This is a genomic window from Bifidobacterium pseudolongum subsp. globosum, from assembly GCF_000741295.1.
GTDB lineage: Bacteria > Actinomycetota > Actinomycetes > Actinomycetales > Bifidobacteriaceae > Bifidobacterium > Bifidobacterium globosum.
This window is the reverse complement of record NZ_JGZG01000006.1, coordinates 1-22,862: the sequence shown is the minus strand read 5'-3', so window position 1 is coordinate 22,862 and position 22,862 is coordinate 1. Positions and strand designations below refer to the sequence as shown.

Annotated in this window: 9 protein-coding genes; 5 read left to right on the top strand and 4 right to left on the bottom strand. The window is 69.5% G+C overall.

Annotated elements, in window-relative coordinates:
• Positions 1–106: 106 nt before the first annotated feature.
• The 4 genes from BPSG_RS05245 to BPSG_RS05230 all read right to left on the bottom strand — a co-directional run bounded on the left by BPSG_RS05245 (position 107) and on the right by BPSG_RS05230 (position 10,524).
• Positions 107–1,459, bottom strand: a complete 1,353-nt coding sequence (locus tag BPSG_RS05245; RefSeq protein WP_026643637.1) for an MFS transporter — start codon at positions 1,457–1,459, stop codon at positions 107–109.
• Positions 1,456–2,205, bottom strand: coding sequence for a GNAT family N-acetyltransferase (locus BPSG_RS05240; protein WP_051592002.1), 750 nt, complete (start codon positions 2,203–2,205; stop codon positions 1,456–1,458). Before BPSG_RS05240 ends, BPSG_RS05245 begins: the two co-directional genes overlap by 4 nt.
• Before the next feature lie 193 nt (positions 2,206–2,398).
• Positions 2,399–6,319, bottom strand: a complete 3,921-nt coding sequence (locus tag BPSG_RS05235) for an ATP-dependent DNA helicase (protein WP_026643638.1) — start codon at positions 6,317–6,319, stop codon at positions 2,399–2,401.
• Between the two features lie 2 nt (positions 6,320–6,321).
• A complete protein-coding gene (locus BPSG_RS05230) occupies positions 6,322–10,524 on the bottom strand; it encodes a PD-(D/E)XK nuclease family protein (protein ID WP_051592003.1) in 4,203 nt (1,400 codons plus the stop codon).
• A gap of 219 nt (positions 10,525–10,743) precedes the next feature.
• On the opposite strand from BPSG_RS05230, the gene BPSG_RS05225 reads away from it, so the two are divergent.
• The 5 genes from BPSG_RS05225 to BPSG_RS05205 form a co-directional block, all read left to right on the top strand.
• The gene (locus tag BPSG_RS05225; RefSeq protein WP_051592004.1) at positions 10,744–12,162 is read left to right on the top strand and encodes a serine/threonine-protein kinase; all 1,419 of its coding nucleotides are present in this window, start codon (positions 10,744–10,746) and stop codon (positions 12,160–12,162) included.
• A 63-nt stretch (positions 12,163–12,225) separates the two neighbouring features.
• A complete protein-coding gene (locus BPSG_RS05220) occupies positions 12,226–18,240 on the top strand; it encodes an Ig-like domain-containing protein (protein ID WP_051592005.1) in 6,015 nt (2,004 codons plus the stop codon).
• Between the two features lie 3 nt (positions 18,241–18,243).
• Complete coding sequence (locus BPSG_RS05215) at positions 18,244–19,494, top strand: MoxR family ATPase (protein ID WP_026643641.1); 1,251 nt, start codon at positions 18,244–18,246, stop codon at positions 19,492–19,494.
• Positions 19,495–19,526: 32 nt separating this feature from the next.
• A complete protein-coding gene (locus tag BPSG_RS05210; protein WP_026643642.1) occupies positions 19,527–20,750 on the top strand; it encodes a DUF58 domain-containing protein in 1,224 nt (407 codons plus the stop codon).
• On the top strand, positions 20,747–22,862 hold a 2,116-nt coding region (locus BPSG_RS05205; RefSeq protein WP_051894174.1), incomplete at its 3' end, for a transglutaminase TgpA family protein. The genes BPSG_RS05210 and BPSG_RS05205, both read left to right, overlap by 4 nt.

Sequence of the window (22,862 nt, the reverse complement as noted above, 5' to 3'; positions counted from 1 at the left end):
ATCACTGGCGGTTCACGTGTCCATCCGTGTCTGGGGGCTAGCCACCAGCTGCCACCATGGGCGCCTCACATGGCTGTGCGTGTCTGGGGGCAGCCGCCCGCGGCCATCACCGCTCGGCGTTCTTGCGCGTGAACACCCACCAGCCGAGCAGGGCGAAGGGGATCGCGGCGGCCGTGTACACCCACGTCATCATGACGCCGGCGTGGGCGTCGATGTGGTCGAGGATCACACCGCCGAGCAGTGAGCCGAGCGAGGCGCCAATCTGACCTGCTGTTGTGAGCCACGACAGGCCTTCGGTGAGCGACTGCTCCGGCACCGTCTCCCTGACGATGAGGTTGCCGGTGGCGAACAGCGGCGAGACGACGAGACCCGAGAGCAGTTCGACGGCGCCGAGCACGAAGTAGTTGCCCATCGTCCAGCGCATGCACGCGAAGCCGACCACGAGGATTGCCAGGCACACGATCATGCGGCGCCAATGCGGGCCGCGGTGCTGGCGTGAGCCGAAATACAGCGCGCCGATGCACGAGCCGACGGCGATCATCGCGAGCTGCAGGCCGAGGAACTGGTCGAGATGGTCGTGTTCCATCGCCGCCGTGATCGACACGTCGAAGGTCGTAAAGCTCATGTTGAAGCAGATGAACGTGAGCATGAGCGGCAGGATGCCGGCGTACAGCAGCACGTTGCGCGTCGCCTTGCGCGACGACGCGGCGAGCGAGTTGCGTTTGCGCAGGGAATCCTGCGGCGCGCCGCCGCGCTGCGCGGCGTCGTCGAATTCGCCGCGCGCGATGCGCAGCTCCATGTCGTCGGACGCCACTGGGGTCGTCGCCACAGCGCGCAACACGGGAGGCTCCGAGCGTTTGAGCGAGAAGAAGACCGCCCCGCCGATCGCGCACGCGGCGGTGGGCACGAACAGCTGCGAGACGGGGTGCACCGAGATGGCGAGCGTGGCCGCGAGGATCGGCCCGAATATGAATACGATCTCGTCGATCGCCGATTCGAGCGCATAGGCCGTGTTGAGCAGGTCCATGTTGCCGGTGCGTTCGAGCAGGTACGTCCAGCGTGTGCGCACGAGCGCGCCGAACGAGAACTGCGTGGCGCCCATGACGAGCGCGAGCACGAACAGCAGCGGGATCGGCACGCGGGCGAGCGCGCTGAACGCGAACACGAGCATCGCCACGACCTGCACGGCGAGCGCGGTGCGGCCCACCTTGCGCTGGCCGAAGCGGTCGAACAGGCGCGCGTAGAACGGCGTGACGGCCGCGACGGCGAGGATGTACGCGCCGCTCATCGACCCGGCGATCGTCCAATTGTCGTACAGGTGGTTGAGCGCGAGCACGATGCCGAGGCTCATCATGCTCATCGGCAAGCGCGCGAGGGCGGCCGACAGGCAGAACGCCTTGGCGCCGGGCAGCGCGAACATGCGCGCGTATGGGGAACGCGTTGCGGTGGTTGTGCTCATGCGCCGCACACCTCGCCTTGCGTGCCGCGGAACGCGCCGCTCGCAAGGTCGGCGCGGTAGATGAACTGGTCGTCGGTGTTCATGCCGGGCGCCAGATCCGCGTCTTCCGGATGGTCGGCGGCGAGGCGCTCGGCCACGCGGCTCAGCCCCTTGTGGTCGTAGAACCCGAAGTCGCAGCTCGAATCGGTGTGCAGGAAGAACGCGCGCACGCCCATCGACCGCAGGGCGGCGAGCAGCTGGCGCCACAGCGCGCCGCCGACGCCGGCCCCGCGCACGTCGGGGTTGACCATGAACAGTTCGAGCTCCGCCTGCGTGGTGGCGGTCACATCGCTGTCTTCTTCGAGGATGCCTTCGCGCACGAAGAACCCATCTTCGAACATCGTGACGGTCGCGGCGCCGCGCGGATCGGCGAGCAGCAGTGCGCGCGTGCGCAGGAACTCCTCATGCGCCTGCGGGAACATGGTGGGCTGGCCCACCACGCGGGCGAGCGTGATGCCCGCGAGGTCGCCTTCGGCCGTGACCGCCACGTTCGACCATGTGCTTTGCTCCAGATAGTGCAGGGTCAGGTAGCGGGCCACAAGCAGCGCGGTCGGCGTACCGGCGAGCGCGGGCCCCTGTGGCCATACGCGGTCGAAGCACGCGGCCACGGTGTCGAGGTCGTTCCATTCCATCGGCCGGTAGCTCACGGCGGGTGTGCGTGCGGTGTATGCGTCTGCTGAGGTGTGGGGGTCGCTGTTGGCGCCCATGTGCATTGCTCCTTTGGATTCGCATTGCGCATGTGTGCCCGCCCACGCATGCCGGTGGTTCAGTTGTGCCGCGCAGCCAGTGCAGTGCGTTCCCCTGCACCCCGGGCGCCCCTGCACCTGCAGTGGGCGTCTGGTTCATCGGCGCGCTCCCGCTCGAGTGTACCCAGCAGGGTCGATGCGCCGGACGCCCCGCTCAGTCCACGTCGGAGACCTCGGGCACGCCTTGGCGCAGCTCCTCCATGATCTGCGCCTCACCCTTCGGTTCAGCCACGATCTGACGGCGCGCCTCGTCCGGTTCGCTCAGGTAATACAGCGCGCCGTCGATGCGCTCAAGCGGCACGCCGCGTTCCTTGGACAACAGCAGCCGGTAGAAGTCGAGCTGCTTGAGCTTCTGCGCGCGCTGGGCCGCGTTGCGCGGGCGCGCGCCGGTCTTCCAGTCGACGACCGTGTAGTCCTTGGACTCATCCGAGGGGTCGACGCCGCCGGCGAACACCGCGTCGAGCTTGCCCTGCACCAGATTGCCGACGCCGTCGAGCGCCGCGACGATGCTCTGTTCGGCACCCGCCAGCTCGCGTTGCGCCCACGGCGAACTGATGAGCCGCTCGGCCCATACGAGCACGTCGTGCTCCTCGCCGCGCGCTTCGCTGGCCTGGGAGAGCGCCGCGCGCACATCGGCTTCCATCGACGCGCGCGTGGCTGTCTCACCGGGGCGCCCGGCGAGCAGGAAGCGCTCGGCCCACGCGTGCAGGCGTGTGCCCGCCTGCGCGGCCGGCGACGACATCTGCGGGATCGGCCGCAGCACGCCGCGCACAAAATCGCGGCGCGCGTAGTCGTCATGGTCGTTCGCGTTCGCTTGGATCGTGGTGGCGTTGAGCCGCTGCGCGGCGAGCACGCGCTGCGCCTTGGCGCGCAGCAGCCGCATGATCTGCTCGGTGGGCATGTCGGGCATCGGGCCCAAGTCTGCGTCGCCGGCGAGCCGCAGCGCATGGTGCGTCAACACGCCCGTCGGGCCGGCCGGCACCCCTTCTGTGTCCATCGCCTCGCGCACCTCTTCCACGCCGTTGCGCAGGCATGCGAGCATCGGCGCGCTCAGCGTGAACGGCCATGGCAGGTGCAGGGTCTGGCCCTGGCCGCCCGCATCTGCGTTCCATGCGCCACCGACGACCGCATCTTCGAATTCCTGGGCGTGCGCGCCCACGAAGAAGCCTTCCGGCAGATCCTCGCCGCGCGCCGCGAGCGACTCCCCGTCCGTATGCACATTGCCCGGTTCGGTGGCGCAATCCTTACGCCTGCCCAGTGCATCGCGCACTTCGGTCCAGAAATTCGACGGTTTGCCGGATTGTCGTTCGTCACCGCTCGTGGCCAGCCCATCGCCGTTGCTGCGGCTGTACGTGAGCAACGCCTCCGAACGCGCACGCGTGAGCGCCACATACATGAGCCGGCGTTCGTCGGCATGGGCCATGCGCCCGTACTCCTCTTCCTGCGTCAACGCCCACCGGCGCGCATCGTCCTCATCGGCCTCGCCGAGTTCGACCTGCACGCCGCGCAGTTCGCCGAACACCTCGTCTTCGAGCTCTTCGGCCGACTCGATGGCGTCGAGTGCGTCCAACGGGTCGGCCCCCGGCGCCATCGTGCGCGGGAAGCGCGGCAGAATGCCGGCGTCGACGCGCACCGGCACCGGCACCGCCGCCGGGTCGGACAGCCATGTGCGGGCGCGTTCGACGTATTCGGGCGGCCGCCATTTCCCCTCGTGGGTGGCGATGATCTCGTCATCACCGTTCTCCGGCACTGTTTCGATGGCAAGATAGTCGCCCTGCTTGCTGGGGAACGTGCCCGCGCGCATGTCGACGACGGCCACGGCGTCCCATTCAAGCCCCTTCGACTGGTGCACGGTCATCAGCACCACATCGACCGGCACGTCGGGCGCCACCGGCTGTTCGTCCTCAAGCGAGCCCATCGCGTCAATCCACGCCAGGTACCCGCGCAATGTGGGTGTCTGCGAGACCGCGATCTCCTGCGTAAAGGTGTCGACGGTGGCGAGCAGCGCGTCGATTGGAGCACGCACCGCCGCCGTGTTCGGCGTCTCGCCGGCGTGAATGCCGGCGGCGAGCAGCATGTCCACATCGAGATTGAGCGCCTGGACCGCGGCGCGGATCACATGCGCGATCGGCTCATAAGCGGCGCGCTGCACGTGCCGCAGCACCGCGCCCGCGTGCTTGGCGGCGCGCTTGCCGGCATCGGAGAGCGTACTCGTGTCGATCAGATGGTCGGCGTCGTCGCCCATCAGCACATCGGCCACGAACACCGCGTTCGGCACGCGCTGCGCGTGCTCGCGCACCGCCGCGTATTGCGTCTGATAGTCGGCGTCCGGCGCCCCCAACCCGGCCTGCACGAGCGCGCGGTAGCGGTACTGCGTGTTGAGGCGCTCGGCGAGTCGCGCGAGCCGGCGCAGGTCGTGCGCGCCGAGGCCGAAGCGCGGGGTGGCGAGCAGGCGCATGAGGGCCTGTGAGTCGGCATGGTCGGCCACCACGCGCAGCACGCCGAGCACGTCGATGATCTCGGGGCGGGCAAGCAGTGCCGAGGCGCCGACCGCGAGCGTGGAGAGCCCGGACTGTTCGAGCGCCGCCTGGATGAGCGGGATGATCTTCTTGCTGCGGCACAGCACCGCCACATGCGGGCCCTCGTTCGGCGCCGAATCCGCGCTGACGGTCCAATGCAGGTGGCGGTACTGCACGTCCAGATGCCGGTGCCGCAGCACCGCCTCGTGGGCGAAGCGCACCACGCCGTCGATCTCCTGCCCGCGCAACGCGTAGCCGAGCACACCCACCGTGCCCTCTTCGACGAGCGCCGACCCATCGTCCACATTCGTCAGCGGCTGCACGCCCACCTCACGCGTCAACGCGCTGCCGGGGCGGGCATGGTGGCGGCGCAGCACGCGCGTGATGTCGTTGGCCGCCTCGAGCACGACGCGCGCGTTGCGGCGCGTCTGTGTGAGCGGGAGCGGATCGACGTCCTCCCGCAACCCGAACTGTTCCTGGAACAGGCGGAACGCGCCAGGGCTCGCCCCACGGAACGAATAGATCGCCTGATAGGGGTCGCCGACGGCGCTCACCGCCGCACGGTCGGACGGCGAAGCGTGGAACAGTTTGGCGAGCAACGCCGACTGCGTGGTGGACGTGTCCTGGTATTCGTCGAGCAGCACATGCGTGTAGCGGCGGCGGTAGCGTGCGCCGATCGAGGGGAAGCGCGAGACGAGCTGGAACGCGGCGATTGTGAAGTCGCTGAACTCCGCCATGTGGCGTTCGCGCTTGGCCTGCTGGAACAGCGCAACGAGCGTGAGCAGCGTGTCGCGTCGGCGCGCGACCGACCGCAGTTGCGCGGCGCGCCACAGCGGCAGGGCGGCCGCATAGTCGCGCAGACTCGCCTCGTAGCATGCCATATTGGCTTTGTCGAGCTCGGTGGGGCCTTTTTTGCCGCGCTGCGTGGGCCGCTTGGGGCGCTGCGGCTGCTCGGCCGGCACCTCGAGGCCCTCGAGCATCGCGTCGGCGCGCGCGATGAACCGGCTGTCCCATGCGCGGATGCGCGCGATCGCCGTGTCGATGTCCTCGCACCCCTCGCCGATCATCGCGTTGGCGATGCCGCTGGACAGCTGCAGCACTTGGCCCACGAGGCTCGTGAACCCGCCGAAATCCTCGCCTGAGTCGAGCACAACGCCCATATGGGCGCCAATGACCTCACTGACGAGCTGCACGGCGCCGGCCGCACTGAGCGGCTGCGTCTCCTGGTCGAATCCGACAAGCAGGCCGTATTGGCGCACGATCGACTGGAAGAACGCGTCGTATGTGGAGACGTCGGGCTTCATGAACGCCGACCGTGCGCCGGCGTGCGCCGACACGGCCGCCGAGACGCGCGCGAGCAGTTCGGCCGCGGCCTTGCGCGTGAACGTGAGGCCCAGAATGCCTTCGGGCGCCACACCGGTCTCGATGAGGTGGATGATGCGCTGCGTCATCGTGAAGGTCTTGCCGGAGCCCGCGCCCGCCACGACAAGCACGTCGTCGTCTTGCGGCGCGCCGATGATGCGCTGCTGCTGGGCGCTGGGAACGGATGCCGCCATGGTTAGTCCTCCCTCGTCTCGAACACGGTGGATATGCGCCCGTTGCACGCCGGGCACAGTGCGGTGAGCCGGCAATGCGCGGCGTGGGCGGCCGTCGGGTGCGCCTCGATCTGCACCGACCGGCTCGCCGCGGCCGTGTAGAACACGCGCGCAATCATCGTGAGCGCCCACACCGCCACTGTGCCGCGCAAAGCCATGAACTGCCGCCATGCCTCGTGTGGCACGCCCGCCGGCGCCTCGTCGGGCAGGTCGAGTGTGAAGAGCTTGCCCACCGCCGTCACATAGGGGCGCTTGGTGAAGGCATGCGCATTGATCGCGCCATCACGGAAGAGCGGCTCCTGGAAGTAGGTTTCGGCGTTGGCGCCGCGCATGGCTGGGGCCGGTGCCTCCTGCACGTCGAACAGCGTGCTCTGCGCGATGGGCATGCCGGCCGGCTCGCCTTCTTCTGGGAACATGCGCGAAAGCTGGTAGCACACGAGCTGCAGGTCGTTGAAATTGTCCGCCCCCGAATGCCTGCGGCCAGTCTTGTAATCGATGAGGCGCGCCACGTGCGTGCCGTCTGCAAGCACGCGCGTCTCCTCGCGGTCGATGCGCCCGGTCAGGCGCACCACCAAGTCCCCGCTCATGCCGTCCGGCCAGCCGCCCACGAGGGCGCCCATCAACGCGACCATCGTGGATTCGCTGACCGGGTCCACAGCGCTGATCGCGTTGTAGGCGCGCGTCACCTCGGGCACACCGAACCGGGCCGTGAACTCGACCTCGGCTTTCGCATCGGTGAGCGTGCCCACCTCGAACTGCGCCGTGCTGCCCAGCTCATAGCGGCCGGGCAGGTTCGAATTGACGAAATACGCGGCGATGTTCCCGAACGTGCCGCGCGCGTCGTCGTCTTTCGCGAGCGCGCGGAACCGCTCCTCCATGTCTTCGACGTCGAGCGGGTCGTCACGCTCCTGCTCGTACAGCGCGAACATGTCGTCTGCGATGCGCCCGATGCGTTCATCGGGCGCAAGGTCGGGCAGGTGGCCGGGCCTGTCCCATCCGCGTTGCGTGGCCTCGCACGCGATGTCGTGCACGATCGTGCCGAAGTTCTGGTCCGCGGTGGAGCGCTGCGGGCCGAAGAACTGCTGCTCCATGCGCGCACAGACCGGACAGTTCCACAGGCGGTCCACCTTGGACGGCGACAGCGTGACGACGTTGCCTTCCTGCTGCGCGAAAGGGTCGGCTGGGGTGGCCGCGGCGCGCGCCTCGGGCGACGCGGTGTGGTGCGCCGCGCGCGACCGGTGCGTGGCCGCGCGCGTGGGTTCGGCGGCGCCATCATCCGAGTCGTTCCACTCATCGAGGAACGGCCATGTGCCGGGGTCCGCCGCGGCAAACCCGTTCTTCGCCAGCACGGCGAGCGCCTCGATTGCGTCGCGCGCTTCGGGCGCGTCGGCGCTGTGCGTGGCGAGCGTGGTACGGGCGAGCGCGATCAGCCCGCGCACGTCGGCGTCGAGCGCCTCGTGCGCGCCATCGCCGAGCTGCGTGTAGCGGCGCGAGCGCGGATTGGCGTCGCGGCTGCGGTCGAAACGCTCGGGCAGGTAGGTGTACAGGAAGTCGGACGGTGCGAGGTCGTCGTTGAGCACGGCACTGACGGTGACGCGCTCGCTCGCTCGCGTGAGCGCCACGAGGAGGCTTTTCTGTTCCGAGGCGAGCACGTCCTGCAGGCCCGTGCCGCCGGGCGCGCCGTCCTGGATGGCGTCGAGCCGGCCGTGCAACAGCACGTCCACGAGGTCTTCGCCGCCGAACATCGTGTTGCGCGCGGCGAGGTTGGGCCAGACGTCCTGCTGCACGCCCGGCAGCCATACGAGCGGCCATGCGTGGCCCGCGGCGCCGGCGGGCGTGGTCACGGTGACCGCTTCGTCGACCGGCGCCACATGCGCGAGCGAGTCGGCTTCGATCTGCAGGCCGCGCACCTGTTCGATGAACGCGCCAATCGTGTGGGCGGCGCCTTCGGTGCGCGCGTATTCGAACAGGCGCATCGCCGTGTCGAGCCGGTCGTTGGCGGCGCGGCCGGCGGGCGTATTGAACAGCGCCTGCTCCTGCCAGTCGCGCGCCACGCCGCACGCCTCCCAGGCGGCCTCGAGCGCGAACTGCGGGCCGGGGTCGCGCAGCTCGCGCAACGCGCCGGCGATCTGCCCCACCTTGCTCCACAGGCGCGCGAAGCGGCGCGCGGGCGCGTTCGGGTTGACATAGCGGCCGTCGCCTTCGCCGCGCCATGTGCCGCAGATGCGTTCGATGCTGTCGATGACCTGCGGGGCGCCGTCGTGCGCGAGCATGAGCGTCATCGCGTCTTCGCCGAAATCGGGAACGGCGCGCGCCGCCGGGTCGACGATCGATTCGTCGACGCGCACGTGCGCCTCCTCTTCGCGGGCGGCGCGGGCGGCTTCGAGTTGTGCCGCAAGGTCGACCCACTGCGCGATCAGTCCAGCGAGCGCGTCATCACCGCCTTCGGCCTGCGCCACCTGTGCGAGGGTCTGCAACGAGCGCATCGCCGTCTGCACCGGCCCCATGTCCATGGGGCGCGGCGGTTCCTTTGTGGGGGCGTCGAGCAGCGGGCTCGCGGTGATCATGCGCACGCGCGCGCCGACCCAGGCGGCGAGCGCGGCAGGGGCGAGCGTGCGGTTGGCGAGCCCCTGGTTGCGCAGTTGCGCAAGTTCGATGAGCGCGAACAGCGCCTGGACGAACGGCTCTTCGGCGAGCGGGCGCGTGACCGACGAGAAGCGCACCGGCACGCCGTCGCGGCGCAAGCGGTCGCCGAGCGTGCGGATCGCGCCGTTGTCGTGCATGATCACGGCCATGCCGTTCCACGAGCGGCCCGACGTGAGGCGTTCGGTCTTGATGTGCCACACCACATCGTCGAGTTCTTCGTTCGCCGAACGGTACAGATGCGCGCGCACCGTGCCGTCGGCGCGTTGCGGCGCGTCTTCGGGCAGGGTGCGGATCGGGAACGCGTTGGCGAGTTCGGGCATTTTGCCGGGGCGCTGCGGCAACGGCAGGTCCTGCGCTTCGCTCGCGGCGATCGACAGGCTCACGCGTGCGGCCAGCAGTTCGCGCATCGTGGGACCGGCATGCTGTGCGGGCCCCAGATCGACCGGCTCGGCATGCAGCCGCTCTTGCGCCTGACGGCATACATATTCCGGGTACGATCCGCGGAAGGTCTGCACCGATTCGTCCGGGTTCGCGGTGAGCAGCAGCCGCACACCGCGGCCGTGCAGCGCCTCGAGGAACGCCAGCCCGGCGAGCGTCGTGTCGTGGAAGTCGTCGACGACGAGCATGGCCGGCAGGTCGCCGGGTTCGGCCTCGCGCGCGGCGGCGGCGCCGGCCACCTGCAGGTACGACGAATCGAGGCGGTAATCGTTGGGGTATTGCGCGCCGATCATCGCGATGTATTCGGCACGCAGCGCGAACGCGAGCCGCCATTGGATCGCCAGGCGCGCGCCGGTGATCCCCGCGCCGTCCGTGGCGGCGAGCACGCGCTGCTCGCAGTCGGGGCCTGCGCCCGATTCGTCCATGCGCGCGAGCATGTCGCGCAATTGCGCGGTGAACGCGCCGTTCACGTCGGCCGAGAACAGCGCCTCGGTCGTGGCCGGGTCGCCGCCGTGCTCCCCTTCGCGCATGTCTTCGGCCACGTAGCGCGCCCAGTGCTCGTTGGCGAAGTAGTCGCGCAGCAGCTGGCACGTGGCGCACATCTCACCGGCCTGCACATGGGCCAAGTGCGCGCCGAGCACGCGGCGCAGCAGCGCGTCCTGTTCGGCGCCGTTGAGCAGTTTGGGCAGCGGCAGGCCCGCACGCGCACGCGCCTGCGTGATGAGGCGGAACGCGAGCGCGTTGAGCGTGGTGGCAGGGCGCGCCTGCGTGCTCACGCCGGCATGGCGGATGAGCAGCGGCGAATACTCGTCCGCGAGCACGCGGTTCGGCACGGCGAGCACGGCCGACGATTCGCCGAACACGTCCATCGCGCGCATCGCCGCGGCCACGGCGAGCATCGTGCGGCCGCGGCGCGGCGGCGCCGTCACTAGTACGGCCGGGGCCTCGGGGACGCCCCCGGCCTCGAACAGCGGAGCGAACCGTGCGTCGTCCAGTGTGGCGCGTGCCTGTGCGAGCGCGTCGTCGATCGATACGGCGCGCCCCGCCTGTGGAGCCGCCGCAGAAGCTGTGTTGTGCGTCATCGCCCGTCTATCCCTTCCGGTCCAACCAGTGCCGGCCTCCCAGCATACCGTGGCGCGCACGCGCATGCCAGCGCCGACTGCACAGGCGCGTCGAAAGGGCCGTATGATGCCAATGCGAACGATGTCATATATTGGCCACGGGGTAGACAACCGCCGGCCACTTCAGCACAATGGACTTCATTCGCGAACAACGGCCGCCCGCACCGATGAGGGGATGAGATGTACCACACAGCGCATGGCGCCACGCCAGACTCGGCAGCAGCCCCACCACAATTGGACGGCTACGAGTACCGCGGCACCCTCGGGTCCGGGTCGACGGCCACCGTGTACCGGTACCTGCAGCACGGCACCAACCGCGAAGTGGCGGTCAAGGTGAGCACGGCGCAACTCGACCCCAAGGCGGGCGCGCGCTTCCGCACCGAGGCCAACTTCATGGCCAAGCTTTCCGCGCACCCCTACATCCTGTCGATCTACGGCGCCGGCATCACCGCCGACGGCCGCAGCTACATCGTCTTCGAATACGCGCCCGGCGGCAACCTCAAGGACCTGCTGGCCACACGCCGCTTCGACGCCGAAGAGACGCTCGACATCGGCGTCAACCTCGCGAGCGCGCTGGCCACCGCGCACCGCAACGGCATCGTGCACCGCGACATCAAGACGAGCAACGTGCTCATCACCGAGCAAGGGCTGCCCGCGCTCGCCGACTTCGGCATCTCCGCTTCGGTGTACGACAAGCGCAGCACCGGCTTCTCGCTGCCGTGGGCTCCGCCGGAGGTGCTCGCCTCCAATGGCTCGGGCACCGACGCGAGCGACATCTACTCGCTCGCCGCCACGCTGTATGCGATGCTCGCGGGGCGCTCGCCGTTCGAACACGGCTACCGCCCGCGCACGATGCAGGAGCTCGGCGCGCATATCATGAACGATCCGGTGCCGCCGCTGAACCGCCCCGACGTGCCGGCGCAGGTGGAGCGCGTGCTCGCCAAGGCGATGAGCCACAACCCCGAGGACCGCTATTATTCCGCCGTCGAGTTCGCGCGCGCCATGCAGCAGGCGCAGATCGACTGCTACGGCCATGCCACGCCGCTGACAGTGGAAGGCGTGGACCGCTTCGGCAAGGCCGTGCTGCAGCGCCGTGGCGCGCACACCGCCACCACGGCCACCGCCGACACCGCCAAGCGCGGCCCCTCGCGCGGCGCGTGGATCGCGATCGGTGCCGCCGTGGCCGCGGTGGCCGCCGGTGTGGCGCTGTTCTGCACGCTTGTGCTGCCGAACCTCGACCATGTGGACAGCGGCGAGGCGCAGGTGGTCAACCCGAGCTTCGGCTCGCAGGCCACGCCAAGCGCCGGCGCGCAGCCCTCCGCCGGCGCCGCCGTGCCCTCCCCCACCGACGTGGTGGGCAGGTACAGCGGCGATTCCGTGATATTTACGTGGAAGAATCCCGATCCGCAGCCCGGCGACCGGTATGCGTGGGTTATCGTCGACGACGATGCGGAAGGGCTCACGAACTCCGCCCTCACCGCCGACCAGCGCGTTGTGGTGAAGGCGGGCGACCGCACGCAGACCTGCATCCGCGTGAGCATCGTGCGCGAGGACCGGCAGATGTCCACCAACCCGGCCACGATCTGTGCCGCGCGCTGACCCATCCACCACATGGGACCCACACTGAACAGTCACGACGAGAAAAGGCATGCCATGGCCCGAATGCCGCACCCCCAGCCGCGCCCCGGCGTTGACGCCGGCGGCGCACGCCGCCGCACGCACGACCTGAACGCCCGCGTGCGCCAGTTCGTCGCCGCGCGCCACCGGCCGTGGCTCGTGCCGCTCGTCACACTGCTCGCGGTGGTCGCGGTCATCGCCGGCGCGGTCATCGTCAGCTCGGTCACCCAGCGCCACCTGCAGCTCGACGACGGCACCGTCTGGGTCACGTCGTTGCAGGACGGCAAGGCGGCGCGCTACAACGTGCGCCTGCAGGAGCCCGACACGGCCGTAGCGGCGAGCGACCCGAAGTTCGACGTGGCGCAGCAGGGGGCGAGCACGGTGCTCGCCGAAGGCACGCAGGTGAGCGCGATCCACCCCTCCACGATCAGCCTGACCGATTCGGCCCCCACCGGCGCCGCCATGCAGTCGTTCGTGGCGAACGGCACGCTCGCGCTGTTCAACCGTGCGCGCGGCGACGTGTGGGCCGGCGATGCCGGCGATGTGAAGGCCCTGAACGCGGCGGAGACGCCCGCGCACATGAAGCTCGGCGTCGGCGGCCTGGCCGCCGTCACGGCCGACGGCACCGTGTACGGCTACCGGCCGAAAGACGGCATGGTGCTCGCGATCGACGACCGTGGCGCGCCCGACCATGTGCGCGAGGTCGGCTCGCTGAGCGGCGGCAAGGCGCAGAGCGCCGACTCGTTCACCGTCGTCGACGGCCAGGGCGTCATCAGCGACGGCGACGACATCATCTGGAACGGCGGGCGCGCCACGTTCGCCGACGCCGCGCCGCTCGTGCTGCAGGCGCCGAGCGCCGACGGCAAGCAGGGCGCATGGGTCGCGGCCGGCGCGTCCAGCGGGCTTGCGCTCGTCGACCTGACCAAGCGCGGCGGCGAGGCGCGCCTCATCTCGTCGGGCGGCCAGGGCGAACCCGCGCAGCCGGCCTCGAGCGGCGGCTGTGTATACGCGGCGTTCGCGCAGCACACGAACAACTCTGTGCGCGCATGCTCGGCCGCCGACGACCCGGCCTACGCCACACTCGAGGAGGTCACGCCGACCTCGCAGCTGCAGTTCCGCGTCAACCACCGGCTTGTGGTGCTCAACGACGTGGCGAACGGCAACATCTGGAATCCGGACGAGTCGACCGACGTCATCAAGATCCAGTGGAAGACGATTGAGACGCAGCAGAACGAGGCCGAGCGCAGCAACGACGACAGCACGAGCAACAAGCACACCTTCGAAAAGACGTGCTCCACGCAGTCCGGGCAGATCAAGGCCGTGGACGACACGTTCGGCGTGCGCGCCGGCGCGCACCAGATCCTCGACGTGCTGCGCAACGACGAGCAGACGGATTGCTCGGTGCTGCGCATCACCTCGGTCAGCGCGCCGAAGAACGGCACGATCACCGTCTCGCCGATCTACGACGGCCGCTACCTGCAGCTCGACGCAAGCCATGCCGGCGCCGGCGCCGTGACGTTCACGTACGAGATTGACGACGGCCGCGACCAGACCTCGCAAGGCACGGTCACGCTCAATGTGACCGGCGCGGAGAACCACGCGCCGCGCCAGACCGACGCCCCCGAACAGCTCGACGTGGAGCAGGGCGCGAGCTACACCGGCAACGTGCTCGGCGCGTTCACCGACGACGACGGCGACCCGCTCACGCTCGTCAACGCCACGGTCGAGAACACCGACGAGGCCACGGTCTCGACGCGCGCCGACGGCCTGCTCACGTTCCACGCCGGGTCGATGGCCGCGGGCCGCGCCACCGTGCGCCTGACCGTCTCAGACGGCCGTGAGACGGCCACCGGCACGGTGTATTTCTCGGTGCGTCCGGCGAACACGCTGCCCGCAGTGATCGATCCGCTCATCCGCCGCGCCACGCCCGGCACCGCCATGCGCGTGTCGCTCAAGCAGTATGTGCATGGCACGTCGGCCGAACCGGCGCGCCTCACGCAGGTCGACACGCCCGACAAGGCCACGACCACGCTCAACGCCTCCGACATGAGCTTCTCGTTCACCGCGCAGACCCCCGGCACGTATTACGTGCCGTACACGGTCACGCAAGGCACAATCCCGGCCACGGGCCTGGCGCGCATCGAGGTGGAGGCGCTGACCGAAGATACCTCGAAGCCGGTGGCCGCGAACGATGTGGCGCTGCTGGGCGCCGACAACACGGCGATCGTGGAACCGCTCGCCAATGACGTGGACCCGATGGGCGGCGTGCTGTCGGTGACCTCTGTCAAGGCGCCCGCCAACGCCAACGTCAAGGTGGGGCTCGTGGCGAACAAACGCGTCTACCTGACCGCCGTGCGCATGCCGACCGAGCCGATCTCAATCGAATACACGGTGGCGAACGAGGTCGGCACGTCCAACGGCACAATCGTGCTGCAGCCGCCGGCGCTCTCGCATGCGAGCAGCGCGCCGAAGGCGTTGAATGTGAGCGTCTCCGTGCGCACGGGCGGCATCGTCTCGGTCGACGTGCCCGACCACGTGAGCTACAGCGACGGCACCACAATCACGCTCGGCAACGACCTGCAGTACGACCCCGAGACCTTCCGCGGGCTCGTGTTCGTGGCCTCCGACATCGTGCGCTACCAGGCGCCCGCCGAGCCCGGCTCCTACCCCGTCACGTACACGGTGCGCGACAACCTCGGCAACGCGGCCTCCGCCACGATCACCTTCGCCGTGCACGAGGCGAATGCCGAGACCAAGGCCGAAGCCAATCCGATCGACGTGGACGCGCAGGTGGCGGCGGGCCAGAAGATCCGCATCCCCATCACGCTGCGCGGCATCGACGCCGACGGCGACGACGTGCAGCTGCTGGGCCTGGGCAACACCGCGCCCGCCAAGGGCCGCATCGCCGAAGTGGGCGCCGACTACCTGATCTACGAGGCGTACACCGACAGCACCGGCACCGACGAGTTCACGTACGCGGTCGAGGATTGGACCGGACGGCGCGCGCAGGCGAGTGTGCGCGTCGGCATCTTCCAAAGCGGCGCCAATTCCACCGTGTATGCGCGCGACGACACGATCACGCTGCGCCCGAACACGACGACGACCGTGCCTGTGCTGATCAACGACGTGGCGAGCGACGACAGCGAGCTCACCGTGTCCGACCACCTTGAGCTGCAGGGCATCAGCGAAGCAAGCGTGCATGACGGCCAGATCACGTTCACGACGCCCGACAAGGCCGGTACCGCGTTCATCGTGTATGCGATCAGCAACGCGGCCGGCCTGAGCGACACCGCCACGCTCACCGTGACGACGGACCCACAGGCGCCGATCGACCCGCCGACCGCCTACGACTACCGCGTGCCGGCGATCGCCACAATCGACAAGCGGTCGGTCGATGTGGACGTCTCGCAGTGGATCGCGAATCCCTCGGGCGGCGCCGACGAGCTCGAGGTGGGCATCGACCCCTCGGCCGCAGGCAGCGCGCGCGTGCGCGGCGGCACGACGATCACCGTGGACCTGACGGACGAGGCGCGCGCCGTGCCGTACACCGTCACGAACACGACGCACAACGTGACGTCGACCGCGTTCATCCAAGTGCCCGCATACGGTGTGTTCCCGCCGACGCTGCGGCCCAAGGCGCCAGCGCTCACGGTGAACGCCGGCTCGACGGTCACGATCAACATCGCCGATTACGTACGCGTGGGCGCCGGCAAGACGGCCGTCGTCGAAAGCCGGGATTCGGTGAGCGCCACCAAGGCCGCGAACGCGGACCTCTATGTGGATGACCAGACGCTTTCGTTCACCGCACCCCGCGACTACAGCGGCCCCGCCTCGATCACGTTCACCGCGACCGACGGCAAGCTCGAAGGGCGCCAAGGCGGCGTCAAACTCGTCAATTCCGCGGTGATCACACTGCCGATCACGGTTGTGGGCGGACAGACGCCCCCGCCCACATTCTCGTCCACCGCGGTGGATGTGGTGGCGGGCGAATCCCCCATCACGATCGACCTGACGGCCCTGACGCACAGCGCCGCGTCGGGCGACCACGACCCGTACACCTACCGCGGCGGCGCCACCGCGTCGGGCATCACCGCGAACCTGAGCGCCGAAGGCAAGCTCGTCGTCAGCGCCGAAGCCAGCGCGAAGCCCGGTGCCACGGCCTCGGTGCCGATCGCGATCGGCTACGGGCATGGCGAGGTGAACGCCGGCATCACCGTGCGCGTCGTGGCCTCGCTGCGCCCGCTCGCGCGCGTGAGCGGCACGACGACGAAGCTCAACGCCGGCGAGACGGTGACCGTGCCGGTGCTGCAGGGCGCCTACAACCCGTTCCCCGACGAACCGCTGAAGATCGTCGACGCGGCCATGGAGTCGGGGTCCACGCTGACGCTCGCCACAAGCGGCGACTCGCTTTCGGTCACCGCGCCGCAAGACACGTCCGCGCAGAGCGCGCGCGTCGTCGTGACGGTCGAGGACGCGACCGGCAGTGCGGCGCGCCATGTGACGGCCACGTTCACGTTCACGATCGCCGCCGTGCCCGACGCGCCGCGGCTGTCGCCTGTCGGCGGTGACGCGCAGGACGGCGCGGTGGCGCTGCAGTGGACGCCGGGCAACGCCAACGGCAGCCCGATCACCGAATACGAGGTGCGCTGGAACGGCGGGCAGAAGGTATGCGGCGCGGTCACGACATGCCAGGTGACCGGCCTCAAGAACGGCACGACCTACCTGTTCACCGTGCGCGCCAAGAACGCCGTGGGCTGGTCCGCCGATTCGAACCAGGTGGAAGGCAAGCCGGACCGCGCGCCGGAAGCACCGGCGAACGTGGAGGTGAAGGGCGGCTACCGCAGCGCGTCCGTCTCGTGGTCCACCGGCAATTACGAAGGCACACGCCCTGATTCCTACACGGTCAAGCTCGTCGGCCCGCGCGGCTGGACGCAGCAGCAGTCGGGAGTCACGTCGTCGCCAGCGAATTTCGAGATCCCCAACAATGTGATCGGCGAAGGCTCGTTCACCGCCACGGTGATCGCGCACAACCCCGTCGGCGACAGCAAGGAGGGCGTCTCGAAAGGCACATCGGACGTGTGGGGCGACCCGGAGGCCCCCGCGGTCAAGCTTGAGCAGGTGGACGACGAGCATCTGCGCGTGAGCATGACGCCGGGCCATCTGCGCGGCACCGGCTGCACCGCGGTCACGCTGTCGCGCGGCTCGGGCATGGACTGCTCGGGCAGCTCCGTGCTCGTCCCCATCACGAGCGACATGTATTTCACCGACGTCACCATCAAGGCCACGATCGCCCCGGCCAAGCCGGGCGTCACCCCCGCGTCCGCCGATTCGAACCCCGTGCCGGTGAGTGTGGGCGTGGGCACGTCGAGCGTCACGGTCAGCGGCGACGGCGGCACATGCACCGCGCGCTGGTCCACCGACGGCGGCAAGGCGACCGAAGTGCATGTGCGGTTCGGCGACATCGACCGTCGCGAAGGGCGCGACGGCAAGGTCTCCACGTCAATCGGCCCCTGGCAGTCGTGCCCGGTGGCCACCGTACAGCCCTTCGTCAAGGACCATGGCGGCGCCGTGGCCACCGGCGAAAACCCCCACGTCCACAAGGTCGACCCCAGGATCGACGCGGGCCAGCTGAGTGTGCAATGGTCGCAGAACGACGAGCACAAGGTGCTCGTGACCAACAACAACGCAATCGACACGTATGGCATGGGCAACGAGACGAACCTGTACGTGGGTTCGTCTTCCAACCCGGTGCTCGTAGGCTGGGACGGCACCAGCACGGCCGTCACCGTGCCCGACGGGGTGCCCGACGACGCCCAGTGGTTCGTCAAGGTCACGATCAACGGCGAAAAGTCGTCGCAGACCAAGTGGGCGCGCATCTCCGGCACGCGCCACAAGCTGCCGGTCATGCCCACGCCCGACCCGTCGACGCCCGGACCGGCGCCATCCCCTTCCCCGACCGGCACGACCGACCCGGTGCAGCCCAGCGCGGCCTTCGCGCGCATGGCGCACACCCACATGATCCACATCCTCATGCCATTCACCAACACCCAAGGAGCATAAGCCATGGCGAACCACGAACCAGAGCAGCCGCAGATCACCGAGGAGACGGTCCTCTCCACCGAGGCCGTTGGGCTGACTGCCGATCCGCTTGCGGCGGCGGCCGACGCGACCGTGCTTGGCCAGTCGCCGGTCCGCCCCGCGGCCACGGCGGTGCCGGTGCCCGGCCTGCCCCCGCGCACGGCGGCACCTGCCGTGCCATCGGTGACGTCGCCGGTGGCGCCGACCGCCACGCCGCGCACGCCAAGCCGCCCGACGGCGATGCCGCAGCCGGCAGCCGGCGCCTCCACGCTGACGGCGGACCAGATCATGCGGTTCAGCACGCAGTTCGAGGCGATCGTGCGCAACGTCTCGCAGGTCGTGGTGGGCAAGGAGCAGCCGGTGCGCCAGTGCGTCACCGCGCTCGTGGCCGGCGGCCACATCCTGCTCGAAGACTACCCGGGCACCGGCAAGACGCAGCTCGCGCGCGGCTTGGCCCGCTCGATCGACACGTCGTTCAAACGCATCCAGTTCACACCCGACCTGCTGCCGAGCGACGTGGTCGGCGTCACGCTCTACGACCAGAAGACCGGCGAGTTCAGCTTCCGCAAAGGCCCGATCTTCGCGTCGATCGTGCTCGCCGACGAGATCAACCGCGCTTCGCCGAAGACGCAGTCTGCGCTGCTCGAGGTGATGGAGGAGCAGAAGGTGACCGTGGACGGCGCCACCTACGACGTGCCGCAGCCCTTCGCTGTCATCGCCACGCAGAACCCGGTCGAACAGCTCGGCACCTACAAGCTGCCCGAAGCGCAGATGGACCGCTTCCTCATCAAGACCACGATCGGCTACCCCTCGCATGAGTCGAGCGTCGACATCCTGCGGCAGATCAACATCGGCGACCGCGCCACGCATGTGTCGCCAGTGGCCACCGGCGCCGACGTGCTTGCGATGCGCACGCTCGCGCAATCCGTGCACATCGACGATGCGATCTACGAGTACATCGTGCGCCTCGTGGAGAGCACACGCCACCACGAAAGCATCGCCGTGGGCTCGTCGGTGCGCGGCGCGCTCGCGTTGACGCTGTGCGCGCGCGTCTGGGCTGCCGCCGACAACCGCGGCTACGTGATCCCCGACGACGTCAAGGCCCTGGCGGTGCCGGTGCTCGCCCACCGCGTGCTGCTCACGTCCGAAGCGCTGTTCACGGCGCTGACCGCCGAGCAGGTGGTGGCGCAGATCCTCGAGGAAGTGCCCGCGCCCGCGCAATCCGCCGCACTCTGACATCCCACACGACCATCCACGAAAGCAGCACCATGACCGATTCCGCAGCACGCGCACTGCGCCGGCGCGCGTTCCAGCAACGCGCGCGCCGGGCCCGCAGGCGCGCACAGCGCGCGCTCACCGCCTACATCTCGCCGCTCGGCTGGGCCACGATCGCGTGCGCCGCCATCTGCCTGACCCTGTTCGCCACGCTCGGCTGGCATGAGATGCTCGCCGCGGGCCTCGTGTGCGTGGCCATGCTGCTCGCCGCGCTCGTGCTCTCGCTCGGCAACACGTCGTTCCACGCGTCGATCGATGTCTCGCAGCGCCGCGTGAGCGTGCACGACGCTGTGCATGTGCAGGTGACGGTGGAGAACCCGGGCGCCACGCCGACCGCGAGCGCACGCGCCGACCTGCCGATGGGCGACGAACACGAACGCTTCGGCATCCCGATGCTCGCGAGCCACCAGTCGAAGCGCACCACGGTGAGTTTCACCGCGATTCAGCGCGCCGTGCTGCCGATCGGCCCGTTGATGATCCGCAAGGGCGATCCCTTCGGCCTCATGCGCCACGAGCGTCGGCTCGCCGAACGCGTGACCGTCTACATCCACCCCACCGTGGTGGCGCTCGGCATGCTGCACGCCGGCATTCCGCGCGACCTCGAAGGCAACCCGACCGGCGACATTGTGGACGACGACCTCGATTTCTACGGCCTGCGCGAATACGAGCCGGGCGACGATGTGCGCAATGTGCACTGGCTGAGCAGCGCGAAGACCGGCACATTGATGATCCGCCAGTTCGAAGCCACGCGGCGCACCGACACGTCGCTCAGCCTCGGCGTGAACCCGGACGACTACGTGGATGCAGGCGAATTCGAGCTCGCCGTCAGCGCCCACGCGTCGATCGGCGTGCAGGCGCTGCGCGAGGACCGGCCATTGTATGTGCACGTGGGCGCCACACACACCAATCCAGCCAATCCCATGGTGTTCCTCGACGAGTGCAGTGCCGTCGAGCCGCGGCTCGGCGACGAGCGCAACCTCGCGCAGGGCGCGCTCGCGTTCACGCCGGACGCCTCGCTGTACTGCTTCACCGTCGGCTCGCTCAAACCGCTCGACGACATTCGGCGCATGGCGTCCACGTTGCCGCGCCCGGCACGCGTCGTCGTCGTGCAGACCGCGCCGGGCGCCACGCGCGGCCTGCGTGATTTCGGCGATTTCACGCTCGCCACGATCGGTGAGCTCAATGATCTGCCGCTCGTCATGGGAGCGATGCGATGAACCTCAACCCCATGCACTCCCCCGACCTCGACCGTTCGCTGACGACCGGCACCGGCACCACAACCGGCTCGTGGGCGCAATCGACCCATTCGGTGATCTGGCGCACCAACACCGGCACGCCGTCGCACCGCATGGTGGGCGAACGCATCCCGTGGCGCCCCACGCTCATCGCCTGTGCGGCCGTCGCGCTCACCGTGCTGCTCGCGTGCGCCAATCTGGTGGATGTCTACGGCTCGTTCGGCCTGTGGGCGGCCGCGGCCGTGCCCGCCGCCCTGATCGGCGCGGGCGTCGCCGCGATGAGCGTGCTGCCCACACTGCGCGTCTGGTGGCAGCTCGTGGCCCTTGTCGTGGCCCAATGGATCCTCGGGCCGGTCATCTGCTGCAACGGCACGACGCTCGCCCATGTGGTGCCGACGGCCGCCACCTTACGTGACGGCTGGTCAGCCACATTCGGCTCGTTCAAATACCTCATCTCGATCGCGCCGCCGGTCGGCTCCGGACAGGGCGCGTTGATGGCCGTGTGGACGCTGTGCCTGTGGGGCACGACGCTCGCCGGGTTCTTCGCGGTCATGCGCGAAAGGCGCTGGTCCTTCGTCACCGTGGCCCTCCTGCTCGCCATCAGCGCGGCGAGCGCGCTGCTCGGCACCGACGACGGCTGGATGCGTGTGCCGGCCGGCGTCATCGCCGCGCTCGTGCTCATCGTCTGGATGGCCTACAAGTGGGGCGTGCTCGAAGCCGGCCGTTGGCTCAGTTCCGCGGTGATCATGGTGCTCGCCGCAGTGGTGGCGTGCGGCGGCTGCCTGCTCGTGGGCCAACAGCGCGTCACACTGCGCGACCATTACGACCCGCCGCTGAGCCCCTATGACTATGCGAGCCCGCTGAGCGGCATGCGCGCCTACATCAAGGAGCACAAAGACACCACGCTGCTCACCGTGCAGGGCCTGCCCGCGGGCACGCCGGTGCGCCTCGCCGTGATGGACCGCTTCGACGGCAACGTGTGGAACCTGTCCGATCGGCGCGAGGCGCGTGACTCGTCGAACTACGTGCGCGTCGGCACGCGCATCCCCACGCAAGACACCGGCCGCGCATTCGATGCCACGTTCACCGTGCACGAAGGCCTGCACGAGGATTGGCTGCCGCTCGCCGGCGCCGCGACCGGCGTGCGGTTCGCCGACGAGGGGCTCACGCGCGCGTTCTACTACAACACCGGCACCGACACCGGACTGCTGGCGAGCGGTGTGCGCGACGGCCTCACCTACACCGAAAGCGGTGTAGTGCCCGCCATGCCCACCGACCAGCAGATCGCCGGGGCGAAAGGCGCCACCGTGGCCCAGCCGCAGGCGCAGGACGTGCCGCAGTCGGTGGGCGCGCTCGCCACGGCGATCGCCGGCGGCCGGTCGAACGGCGGCGAGGCGGCGCAGGCGCTCGCCGAGACGCTCAAGGACCGCGGCTGGTTCTCGCATGGCCTCGCCTCGGACTACCCGTCGCTGCCCGGGCACGGCAATTTCCGCCTCACGCGCCTGCTCGCGGGCACGGCGATGGTCGGCGACAGCGAACAGTACGCTTCGGCGATGGCCCTAATGGCGCGCGAACTGGGCCTGAGCAGCCGCGTCGTGCTCGGGTTCCTGCCCAAGGACAGCGACGGCGAGATCTCCGACGAGCGCACACAGACCGCGGGCGGCACCACGACGATCGACTTCACTGGCAACGATGTGACGGCGTGGGTCGAGATCAACCTCGTCGGCCATGGCTGGGTGCCGTTCTACCCCACGCCGAAAGAGACGAAGACGCCCGACGACAACCAGAACCTGACGCCCCCCAATCCGCAGTCGCTCGTCCGGCAGCCGCCGGTGCCGCTGACCGACCCGCTGCGCGACGAGCAGAACACGACCGGCCAGTCGTCGCTCGACGGCGACGAGGCCGAGGAGACGCCGCGCGACGAGCGTTGGGCGCGCGTCGCGCAGGTGGCGCGCGCCGTGGCCGTCTACGGGGCGCCCGTGTGGACCGTGCTGCTCGTGTGCGCGTTGATCCTGACCGTCAAGGCGGCGCAGCTCGCCTGGCTGCGCCGGCATGGGCGCCCCGGCGCGCGCATCGCGGCCGGCTGGCGCGCCG